Genomic DNA, 11,369 nt, shown 5'->3' with positions numbered 1-11,369 from the left:
CTCATCGAGGCCGACCGGCTCGCCCTGGCGCTGCAGCAGGTACCCGGGGTCCAGACCACCGTCACCATGTCCGATGCCATCCGGATGATCACCGCCGGCACCTATGACGGCAATCCCAAGTGGTACACCCTCAACCGGAGCCAGGAGGTCCTCAACTACAGCGGCCAGCAATCCTGCTTCGACAACCCGGACCTGATCAACAGCACCATCTCCGTCACCCCGATCATCGCCTACCTCTCCGACCACAAGGCCGAGACCCTGGACCGGGTCCTGACGGTGGCGGAAGAGTTCGTCAAAAAGCACAGCACCAAGGATCGGCAGTTCATGCTGGCCGCCGGCAGCTCCGGGATCGAGGCGGCCACCAACATCGTGGTCAAACAGGCCAACCGCACCATGCTGCTCTACGTCTACGGCGCCGTCATTGTCCTGTGCTTCATCACCTTCCGGAGCTGGCGGGCGGTGCTGGTGGCGGTCCTGCCGCTTGCCCTCACCTCGATCCTCTGCGAGGCGCTGATGGTGGGCTTAGGCATCGGCGTCAAAGTCGCCACCCTGCCGGTCATCGCGCTGGGGGTGGGGATCGGCATCGACTATGCGCTGTATCTGCTCAGCATGCAGCTCAAATACCAGCGGGAAGGGCTGCCGCTGGGCGAGGCGTACCAGAAGGCGGTGCAGTTTACCGGCAAGGTCGTGGGACTGGTGGGGATCACCCTGGCCGGCGGGGTCATCACCTGGTCGCTGTCGCCGATCAAGTTCCAGGCCGACATGGGGATACTCTTAACCTTCATGTTCCTCTGGAACATGATCGGTGCCCTGATCCTCATCCCGGCCCTCTCACACTTCTTTCTCAGGAATGTCCATGACGAAGTGGAGGTGACCGAGGCGGAGACCGTTGCTGAACCAGCACAGGCAGCGTAGCAGCTGTTCCGGACGGAAACCGTAATGCAAAGCCGTGAGTTGGTCGTTCACTGCCCCGTGCCCCCTCTCAATCGATGTTATGGCCCGGCATGCATTTCAGCGAAGCAGGATGCTGGATATCGATGCAACGCCGCAGTTCATCAGGCACAACGGCAGCGGAGAACGTATGTGTGCAGACAAGACCATTTTGATCATCAACCCGGGATCAACATCAACCAAGGTCGGTATATTCAGTGCCGGGAAGATGAAGGTACATGTCTCAGTCAAACATCCCGACGATGAACTGCGCAAATTCCGCAACATCTGGGACCAGTACGACTACCGACGGGAAGCGGTTTTTCTGGTACTGAGGCAGGGCGGCTTCACCATGGATGAAATGGACGCGATCGCCTGTCGCGGCGGCAACGTGAAGCCCCTGCCGGGAGGCGTATATCGGGTTTGTGCCGACATGATCGCCGACATGAAAAGCGGTATTTACGGTGGACACCCTATCAATGTGGGGTGTCTTGTGGCCTATGATCTGGGCGATCAGTTCAATATCCCCGTACTAACGGCCGACCCTCCCATGACCGATGAACTCTGTACCTCGGCCCGCTATTCAGGTATTCCCCAGATCACCAGGCAGAGCAATTTTCACGCCCTGAACCAAAAGGCCACCGGCCAGAAGATCGCAAACGCCCTGGGGAAAACATACCCAGAGGTCAACCTGATCGTCGTGCATCTGGGAGGGGGGATCTCGGTCGGCGCCCATAACAGGGGGAAGATCATCGACGTCAACAATGCCCTGGACGGTGACGGTGCCTTCTCCCCCAAGCGGGCCGGCACCCTCCCGGCCGGGGACCTGGTGAAGCTCTGTTTCAGCGGCGAGTTCACGCAGGAGCAGGTACTGAAGCTCTTGGCCGGCAAAGGCGGGCTTTTCGCCTACCTTGGTACGGCCAGCGCCATCGAAATCGAAAGAAGGATCGCTGCAGGCGATACAACCGCGGCGGAAGTGTATGAGGCAATGGCATATCAGGTTGCAAAGGAGGTGGGGGCCTGCGCGACCGTCCTCGAGGGAAAGGTCGACGCTATCGCCCTGACAGGTAATCTGGTCTATTCGAAAGTCCTGCTGGAGAGCCTGACAAAGAAAATTTCGTTCATCGGTCCGATTCATCTAAATCCGGGTGAGTACGAAATGGAGGCTCTCGCCGAGGCGGCGGTGAGATGTTTGAATCATGAAGAAGAGCTGTCGGCCTACGCAGCCTGTGAGCCCATCACACTCGGTGTCCCGTACGGTGGTTAGCACCGCACGGGACACTGCAACCGGCTGATGTTTCACTTGCCAATCCTTGCAGGCATGCCCCACCCCGCTACCTCACTTTGAGCCCCCCTCCATCTTCTTGAATACTCCATAGGATTCCATGAAGTTCGGAAAACCGGTGGTCTGTATCAGCAGGAGCAGGGTATGCTTGATCTCGTCGTCTGTCACCCCTGCCTCCTTCGCCCTGGTGATATGTGTTTCAAGGGCGGTCAGATGGCGGCTTGCCCCTGAAATGGCAATTTTCAGCAGCCAGCGAACCTTTTCCGGCAACGGCCCCGACTTTTCATGAATTTCAACACCCAGCGCTTCGTGCCCAGCGTGAACGTTTGGGAAATCTGCCTTGAATCGGGAAAACAGCTCGTGAAGATCTTTCATAAATCTCTCCTTTTCAGTAAAGTGATCGAGCAGAAACTGCAGCAGGTGTCACGTTACGTATAAACGACATTACGTGCGTGTCAATACGGGGATACCCGCAAAAAATCCGTGCAAGGGACAACCGTGAAACCGCTTGAAATGATACTGGAACTTGAACCGCGGGGGGTGATGAGCTTTGTCGGGGGGGGCGGCAAGACGAGCCTGATGTTCCATCTGGCCCGGCAGCTTGCACTGGCCGGCATGAGGGTCCTGACCACCACCACCACCAAGATCTTCGTCCCGACAGCGGAGCAGTCGGCAACAGTCCTCGTCGCCCGCGACCCGCACGAGGTCCTGGAGCAGGCCGCCACCGGCCATGGCGCCACCCGGCACCTCACCGCCGCGGCCGAGCGGATGGCCGACACCGGCAAGCTGAAGGGGTTCGCCCCGGAGGCGATCGCTACCTTCGTCGAGTCGGGACGTTTCGACTGGATTCTCGTGGAGGCGGACGGTGCTGCCAGGCGGCCGCTCAAGGCGCCGGCGGACCACGAACCGGTCATACCGGAAGAGACGACCATCCTGATCGCGGTGGCAGGGCTGGAGGTCGTCGGCTCCCCCCTTGGCGAAGAACTGGTGTTCCGGTCCGGGCTCGCCGGGGAACTGATGGGGCTCTCCCCCGGGGAATGCATCACCGAACAGGCCATGGCGCGGCTCATCGCCCATCCCCAGGGGGCCTTCAAGGGGGCTCCGGCCGAGTCCAGACGGTTCGTCTTCCTCAACAAGGCCGACACCCTGCCGCGCAGAGAGGCGGCTACCAGGGTCGCCGGGGAGCTTCAGCGGCAGGCGCCGCATGCGGCCGAGGCGGTGATCGTCGGCCAGGCTCTTGACGGCATCAGCATCCATGCGGTGCATCAGCTGGGGGGACCACAATGAAAAGCGCAGCAAGGGTTGCCGGCATCGTGCTGGCCGCGGGCAAAGCCACCCGCATGGGGCGGACCAAGCAGCTCCTCCCCTTCCGGGGGAAGAGTGTCCTTGAATGGGTAGTGGACCACGCCTTGGCGTCAGGGCTCCACCGGGTGGTCGTGGTCCTGGGCCATGATGCCGAGCTGCTGGAACCGCTGCTGAGAGAGAGGGATGTCACCGTCGTGGTCAACCCGCAGTACGGGGAAGGCCAGAGCAGTTCTCTCAAGGCCGGCCTCGGGGCGCTGACGAACGAAACGGAGGCGGCCCTCTTCCTCCTCGGGGACCAGCCGCTCGTCACCCCCGAGATCATCGACCGTATCCTGTCCGCCTACGCGGCATCCCCCTCCCCCATCGTCATGCCGGTATGCGAGGGGAGGCGCGGCAACCCGGTGCTGTTTGCCCGGGAGACCTTTCCCGCCATGCGTAACCTCAGCGGCGACTGCGGCGCCCGGGGGATCTTCGAGCAGTACGCCGGGCGGATTCTGGCGGTGCCGGTGGAGAGCCAGGCCATCCTGGCGGATATCGACACCGAAGAGGATTACCAAAGGCTTTTGCAGGATTCATAGAGGCGCCGCGTGGCAGCCGAAGCTGGCGCCCTTCAGCACTTTACCCCGGGAGCGGCGGTTAACCGCAGAGAAACAGGAGGCACAGGGATAAAGGCAGATCTTTTGAGCGAAACCCTTTTCACTTGGTGGGTTGAGCGTATGTTGTCTTTATCCCATTGATTCATCCGTGTCCATCTGCGTTCATTCGTGGTTGAGTGCTTTTTTTTTCGGGTTTATTTGTTTGAAGAACTCCAAACCCCCAAAATCCCTCCTTGCGTGCTGCCGCCCCCCTACTGCAACATTTTGTTACAGTCGACCTCAAACCTGCTCTGGCAAAGGCTCCACAGACCAAGGTGTAACATTTTGTGACATCGCATTTTGTTACACCTGCTCCGCCTTCACTTGTTAACCTGCCTAAATTATTGAAAATCAATTTTGGCATGGAAATTGGTATATAGAGGGTTTATTGTCCGCGGACAGTGGCGTGGAGGAAGCGATGGGGGAGAGCCGTGCAGGCAAAGACGGCGGGCGGAAGGTGAACCCGGAAAGCAGCTTTGGTTTGTGAAGTATGAGAACAGTGCCGGCGCCCATTGGAAAAGCATATACATGTAGATGAAACGTGATAACTGGAAAAATCGGTAAAAGCATATACATTTAGATGACAGCGAGGCATATAGATATAGATGCAAGCATCTAAATATAGATACCAACCCCTAACCGGTGATTTACGAGTTGAACCAAGCTAAACCAAACCGAGGAGTATGGCGGTTCTGCTGGCGGAGGTGCCCGGAGTAGCAGGTGCGTGGCGGCGCGGGCGGCAAAAGCGAAGAAGAGTTTGCTGGTTTCGAGTACGGCGTCGAAGAAGTAAACTGGTGGAGTGGTTTGAAAGAGCGGAAAAAGCATAAAACCTGAGAAGCCAGGAAACATCCAGTGTTGCAGGCTTTTTACCATAAAGGAAACGAAGAAAAACCGAAACTGCATAAAAAAGTGAAAGGCAATTTGAAACCTATAAAACCGGGAGTCACAGCTCTAAATATCAAATTTGAGATTTGGTAGACCCCTGATGAGCCAGAATCGATATAAGGATCAAAAAATGGAAGAGAATCAGAAAATCGACTGGAAGAATGAGATCATCAAGATGGCAATTGACAAATTGGTCTTTGGACTGGTTGTTGCGATTGCCATCTTTTTTTTAAATTCACTTATAGAAACAAGAAAGGCTGAAAACGGCATCACTTCTAAATATGCTCAGGACTATTTAGATGAATTCACAAAAGTTTGGTCGAGTATCACAGATATTGAGATCAAATCTGAAAATTTTGTGTCTGATGTTAGATTTTACCTAGTTTCTAGGAAAAACGTTCATGATATTTATTCTGACCACGAAATTGCAAATAAAATGCATGAAATCATCGGCATGAGAGAGCAAACGGCTAAGTACATCAGGGAAAAGGAATCGATTCTTGGTGCAGATCTTGTCCTTTACTTTCTCAAGTATGTTGGTTTACAGTCCAGTATGCTTGACGCTGAGATCCAAGATGAAAAGGAGATGCATAATAGCCGATCTATTTCTAACCAGGAGTTCATAAAAATAACTCGTGATAAATTGAACAAAATGCGATTTGGCATTGAGGATGCCAAGAACATTGCACTCCGAAAATATATAAGATAGGCGCACTAGTAGAAGATGGAAAGTAGTGAAAACCCTCAGGGACTGCTTGTTATGTTGCTATTGAAGAAATCAGAGCCGAGGGAAGTAAAGGGGTCAGAAAAGGACAATAAAAGGGTCAACTCTCCATATTCCATTTTTACGATGAATTCAATCTTTAGTGGATAATGGAGAGTTGACCCCTATTCGGGGGCGGGCATGAAGAAACAAACGATAAAATCAGAAAAGATAACAAAATGAACAATCCGAGCGATGGGTCAGGTCGGTTCATTACTATGATGGGTGAGGTTTCTAAGGCATGAAAATCAATAATAACCAAGATGATAGATGCCTATACTGTGGAGAGAAAGATTGCACGAATATCTGGCATATCCACGTCTGGATCAAAAAGCCGAAGATGCTGTTCGCGTTTTACGGCGTCGGGATTGTTTTAATGCTCGTTATCGCCGCAATACTGACCTTTTTCTGGAGTTCTCCTTAAACCTAAAAGGGCAGTAAAGGGGTCGGCAGGGCAGTAAAGAGGGCAGTAAAGGGGTCAACTCTCCATTTTCCATTTTACGATGAATTCAATCTTTAGTGGATAATGGAGAGTTGACCCCTATTCCTATTCCTAGCCGAGACCTGACAACAGCATCTAATATTAGATGCAGAATATAATATTAGATACCACCCTAAGTAGGTGATTAACGAGTTGGCAACGGAAAAACGGAGGAATTATAAATGCTGATAAAGCGAGTGAATAAAATCAAGAATTTCGGCATTTTCAAAGATTTTAGTTGGGATGCGGCTGTGCCCGATTTCAACGTCTTTAATCTCACCTATGGTTGGAACTATTCAGGAAAAACTACCCTATCGAGAGTATTTCGATGCTTTGAAATGGGACAGATGCATCACGATTATCCATCTGCGGTTTTCGAGGTTGAATATTTGGACGGTACAAAATATTCAACTACTACCTTTCCACAGAAATTATCAATAAAGGTGTTTAATTCAGATTTTGTCGTTGAAAACCTGCGTTGGAATGAGGGGCTATTGCCGATATTTTTGTTGGGAGAAGAAAACATCCAACTTCAAGAAGATCTCAAAAAAGAAAAAATACAATTTGCTGACTTCACTAAAATACAAAACGACTTTACAGAACAAAAAATAGATTTAGAAACAAAAATATCAAATGCTCTGACCAGCAAGGCTAAAGATATCAAACTGTTGTTGTCTTTGCCAGTTTTTGACAAAAGACATTTGCAACAAGAAATAGATGGCCTGCCTTCTGATCATTCTTCTGTAGTTTTGAAAGATTCTGAAGTTTCAAATTTAATAACAAAATACAAAAGTGTTGATAAAAAGAACCCTATTAATGAGCTAAATATTTCTGTACCAGATATTCAAAGCCTTTACGAAACCATAAAGTAATAATGGGCACAACCGTTAAGGCTAAAGTAATTGAGCGGTTAAAGTCAAACCCACCCATTGGCGCGTGGGTAAAGACAGGGAAAAATTTGCATGAAGGTAAGGACATCTGTGAGTTCTGCGGCAACCCTCTACCCTCCGGTCTGCTTTCACAGTTAAATGACCATTTTTCAGACGACTATGAAAATCTGATAAATGACATAAGAAAACAACAATCTAGCGTTGAGTCACAAAAGATAGTAATTACCCTGCCAGACACTGCAAACTTGTATTCGGACCTTCAAAAGGAGTACACAGAAATCAAGGAACGCCTTTTGGTAGAAATACAGGCGGCAAATGAACAATTAGAAAACTTTATTAAACATCTGGAGACTAAGAAGGAGAAGGTTTTTGATGAGTTACTTATTTTTGAGGTAATACATGACTGCTCGAATTTAATAGGAGAAAATAAGCTGCTCAATAACGTTATTCGGGCGCACAATTTACGGACACAGGAATTTGAAAAGGAAAAAACAGCTGCTCTAAATCAATTGCTAAAACACTATGCCTCTTTATTTGTACAGAAGGAAAAACTGTCTACCTCGAAAAAGAGGATAGCCGAACTTGAAACAACTATAGGAAGTGCGGTTGAAAACGTCAGAAATGCTGATAAAAAAGTTAAGGAAATCGAGACAAAGCTATCTGAAACTGTTAAGGGAGCAGAAACAATCAATAAGCATTTAGGACAGTATTTTGGAAAAGGTGACATAGTTGTAAAGGTTACACCTGACAACAAATTCCAGCTTCTACGTGGAGGCAAAATTGCTAAAAACTTGAGTGAAGGCGAAAAAACAACTATTGCTTTTGCATATTTCTGCACAAAGGTAGATGAAAAGAATAATGTTTTAGCTGATACTGTTATCTATATTGATGATCCTATTTCAAGCTTAGATGCAAACCATCTATTTAACACATATTCATTTATCAGAAACAAATTTTACGATGATGCATCTAGAATGCTTAAGTGCAAGCAACTATTTATTTCCACACATAATTATTAGTTCTTTAATCTTATAAAGGATTGGTTTTTCAAGGTAAAGGCAAAATATAAATCTTTTTATTTTGTAGAGCGCACAACTAACATCTCAGATGATCAATCTTCATTGGTTACGCTTCCAAATCTTCTGCTAAAACACAAATCAGAATACTGTTACCTGTTCTCACTGATTCACGAATTTAAACAGAATCCAAGTCAGACATTCGAACAATTGTACAACCTGCCAAACGTCCTGAGACGATTCCTAGAGATATTTTCAACATTTAAGTATCTGTCGTCTGTAAACGTAGATGAAAATTTACATTGCCTCATCTCAGACCCGATAAAATGTGAGCGGGTAAGAAAATTCATTCACTACCATTCTCATGGTATGACAATCAGCAAACTGATGCAGATTAGCGATATAAAAGAGTGTACTGATATAGTAGATGCCGTTCTTTCCTCAATAGAAACACATGACAAAATCCATTATGACTCGTTGTTATCAGAGGTAACAACACCTTCGGCAGCACCTCCATCGTCATAAATTGGAGTGTTAGAGCCAACTAGCGGCGGCACGCGGTCTTCGCTTCGCTCGCCGGTGCGCCTTGTGACGTTGAGACGCGCCCCCTTTTGATTCTTTCCACCTAACAACGCAAGTTACGGGCGGGTGTAATTGCACGCCGATTAACTTAGCCGGTCAGTTGAGATCATAGAGAATAACGCGACCCACTCTCCCGCAGCCACCTCCTCCGCTGGATGTCTTTATGTCGACTTCTATGTGCGTGAGATTCACGTGGTCACCACCACTACTGCCGCTAGCTCCACTGATACTAGAGCCGGCTGTAGGCTTACCGCCATCCGACGTACCGTCGACTTTCGGTGCCTCACACAGCAAAATACCAGCCATACCAAATAACTCGGTACCGGCAATGACACCTAGTCCTGCAATAACTGGAGCTACTGGCACTGCAACACCGGCAGTGCCGGCGGCAGCGGCCGCCGCCGCCATCGAGGCCGTCGCTGCGCCAAGTGTTGCCCCGAGACCAGCAAACATACCGACACATCGAAGAAAATCATTTCGGCTGACTCCATCTGGAATAGGAGGTGGAAATGTGAACGGGCGGTCACTCTTCAATTCAAGTGAAATATCTAACCGTTCTACTTGCGGTAGCCGTTCACAAAGGAGCATGACACTCTCTACGGTCGTAGGGTTTGCAGAGTCCATCATAGGTTTGATAGGTACCGTCGCCTGATAACCATCCAGTGTAATCTCGACATCGGAAGGAGCATCGCATGATATGCTCTCACCATATGTCCAACAGGCATCAAACCGGTGGTTATCGAGAAACGCCTGGACACCTTGCTGAGTAGGTGTGCTCCATGGGTGAATGGAAACGCGTGGAATCCTCTCTTTAGGAGGTTTCGATTCAGTCGGGTGGGGTTTATTCTTACCCGGATCATCAGGAATTACTCGTGGCATTGTGTCCTCCTTTTTCTAGATATGCGCATCTACTTGCATGGTTAAACCCCTTCAGATTAATATACCACAGACTCTAGAATATTAAAGAAGACCAATCAAGTTATATGCCCTTCAGAATAATAGATACAAAAATAAGTTACTGGGTATCGCTATTGAACCCCTATAGACGCAGGCTATAGATTACGGTAAGAATAGAATCAATCTTCGGAAGCTGATAGAAAGTTTATCGAAGAAGAATACCTAACCAGGCCGGTGGAGCGGTGAACCCCCGCTCACCGCCCGCCCCGTTAGACATAAATTTCGAATAACCAAGAAAGGTACTTATGGGATTTAATGCCTCCGACTATTTATCAACTGCTGCTCTTGTTGTATCATTTGCCAGTGCTTACTATACGAAGAAGCAAAGCGACTCATCCAGAATTGCATCAACAAATGATTACAGAGCTCATCTATCAGATAAGCACGATAAATATCGGACAGCGTTAAAGCAGGTAAACGATAAGCACAAGGAAGATATTGCTTATCTCAGTCAAGAGGCCGGAAATGCTTTACAAATAATAGTTGAAATATTTGATCAGTACGATACCCACAACCATGAAACTCGCTACCTGCGTCATTTAGTCCATGAATGCTCAGAGATGGTTTATTACGCCTTTAAAGGTCAGCTTGGATGGCAAACTGGACTGAACATATCCCATCGCTTTTTCCAAATGACGCACCTAGAAGATCGCGTAGAACCTCACCTCAATTATTTCAATCAAGATGAATTCAGAGTTTTTTTTGAAAGCAGATACTTTAATAACCAAAATGCCTTTCAAGAAACGAAGTTATTGAAAGATACATATTTTTGCAGTTTGGTAAATCAAATTAAGCAAAGGATAGATTCCACGAGAAGAGGGGAATTACTATTAGAGATTCAAGAGGTATGTCGGCCCTTCAATTCTTCCTTTAAAGATCTTAAGCCAAAAATTAGCGAAAGCGCCAACTATTTACAGGAAACGCTGGAAGAAAGCGATCTTGAACATTTCCCGCTCCATGAATCACCAGAACTATATCGACGCTTGAAATACAAGAAGGCAACACTCGATACACTAAGTAATCTTCGGTTACAGGAGATCGACAGAAACAACGCCGATAGATTTTACAACTACGTCTCATTGAGCATTTATACCTGCGCAATACTTCACGCAATTCAAGGCTTCTACTCGTGGGGTTGGAACAGACAAGATAAATTGTAAGGCGTCTAACACTCGGCAAGACCCCTCTCCCTACGGTCGGGGGTCAGCCTCAGCCCCGTTGTGCAAGTCAACTGCAATGACGACTATTAAACCTGCTAGGATTTTGTAAATGACAAATAGAGGAGACAACGCTTGAGTACAAGGAAGCTGATATGTCTGTCAGTAGTCAATAAGGGAATAGTGTACCTTCCCTCGTTGTAAGGATTTTGTTGTTTTTATGTTTCCCAGGGCACAGGCAGAGACGGGATCCTGTGGCGACGTTTGATCATTCTGATATACGCGGGTTGGGTACCGCAAGACTTGGCTGCGTCGCGGAGCTGCCTCGCTCTAGGAACTGAAGTTCGGCAATAGCCTTATTCACATAGTTTCGTCGAGGGTTCTCCTGAACGTGATCGCGTCTCTGCCTCTGGCCTGGGATTTTTGTGGGTTTGAGTGGTTAGCCTCCTTGGGCTGTAGTTCTTGATCTATTTCTGTGCTGCA

General features: G+C 48.8%; 9 protein-coding genes and 1 pseudogene. 8 read left to right on the top strand and 2 right to left on the bottom strand.

What is annotated here, in order from left to right:
* Window positions 1-915: efflux RND transporter permease subunit (locus JN12_RS19835; RefSeq protein WP_145026118.1), on the top strand; the 915-nt coding region annotated here is incomplete at its 5' end.
* Between the two features lie 166 nt (window positions 916-1,081).
* Complete coding sequence (buk, locus tag JN12_RS19830) at window positions 1,082-2,197, top strand: butyrate kinase (RefSeq protein WP_145026115.1); 1,116 nt, start codon at window positions 1,082-1,084, stop codon at window positions 2,195-2,197.
* A 72-nt stretch (window positions 2,198-2,269) separates the two neighbouring features.
* Here the strand turns inward: buk and JN12_RS19825 are convergent, their stop codons facing one another.
* Entirely contained in the window at window positions 2,270-2,590 is a 321-nt protein-coding gene (locus JN12_RS19825) for a carboxymuconolactone decarboxylase family protein (protein ID WP_145026112.1), read from the bottom strand.
* Between the two features lie 123 nt (window positions 2,591-2,713).
* Between JN12_RS19825 and yqeC the strand changes: the two genes are divergently transcribed.
* The 5 genes and pseudogenes from yqeC (at window position 2,714) to JN12_RS20925 (ending at window position 8,715) form a co-directional block, all read left to right on the top strand.
* Window positions 2,714-3,502 (top strand): selenium cofactor biosynthesis protein YqeC, encoded by a 789-nt coding sequence (gene yqeC, locus JN12_RS19820; protein ID WP_246125936.1) that lies wholly within the window; start codon window positions 2,714-2,716, stop codon window positions 3,500-3,502.
* A complete protein-coding gene (gene mocA, locus JN12_RS19815) occupies window positions 3,499-4,098 on the top strand; it encodes a molybdenum cofactor cytidylyltransferase (RefSeq protein ID WP_145026109.1) in 600 nt (199 codons plus the stop codon). The genes yqeC and mocA overlap by 4 nt, the downstream gene beginning before the upstream one ends.
* 1,072 nt (window positions 4,099-5,170) lie before the next feature.
* Window positions 5,171-5,749, top strand: coding sequence for a hypothetical protein (locus tag JN12_RS19810; RefSeq protein WP_145026106.1), 579 nt, complete (start codon window positions 5,171-5,173; stop codon window positions 5,747-5,749).
* A 717-nt stretch (window positions 5,750-6,466) separates the two neighbouring features.
* Window positions 6,467-7,156, top strand: a complete 690-nt coding sequence (locus JN12_RS21060; RefSeq protein WP_145026103.1) for an AAA family ATPase — start codon at window positions 6,467-6,469, stop codon at window positions 7,154-7,156.
* A gap of 2 nt (window positions 7,157-7,158) precedes the next feature.
* Window positions 7,159-8,715: pseudogene (locus JN12_RS20925) on the top strand (AAA family ATPase).
* Window positions 8,716-8,868: 153 nt separating this feature from the next.
* Here the strand turns inward: JN12_RS20925 and JN12_RS19790 are convergent.
* Entirely contained in the window at window positions 8,869-9,651 is a 783-nt protein-coding gene (locus JN12_RS19790) for a hypothetical protein (RefSeq protein WP_145026097.1), read from the bottom strand.
* 323 nt (window positions 9,652-9,974) lie between these two features.
* Between JN12_RS19790 and JN12_RS19785 the strand changes: the two genes are divergently transcribed.
* Window positions 9,975-10,889: a hypothetical protein gene (locus JN12_RS19785; protein WP_145026094.1), complete on the top strand. Its 915-nt coding sequence runs from the start codon at window positions 9,975-9,977 to the stop codon at window positions 10,887-10,889.
* Window positions 10,890-11,369 lie beyond the last annotated feature (480 nt).

The organism is Geobacter argillaceus (assembly GCF_007830735.1).
Classification (GTDB): domain Bacteria; phylum Desulfobacterota; class Desulfuromonadia; order Geobacterales; family DSM-12255; genus Geomobilibacter; species Geomobilibacter argillaceus.
The sequence above is the reverse complement of the archived record's forward strand: the minus strand, read 5'-3'. Positions and strand labels throughout refer to the sequence as shown.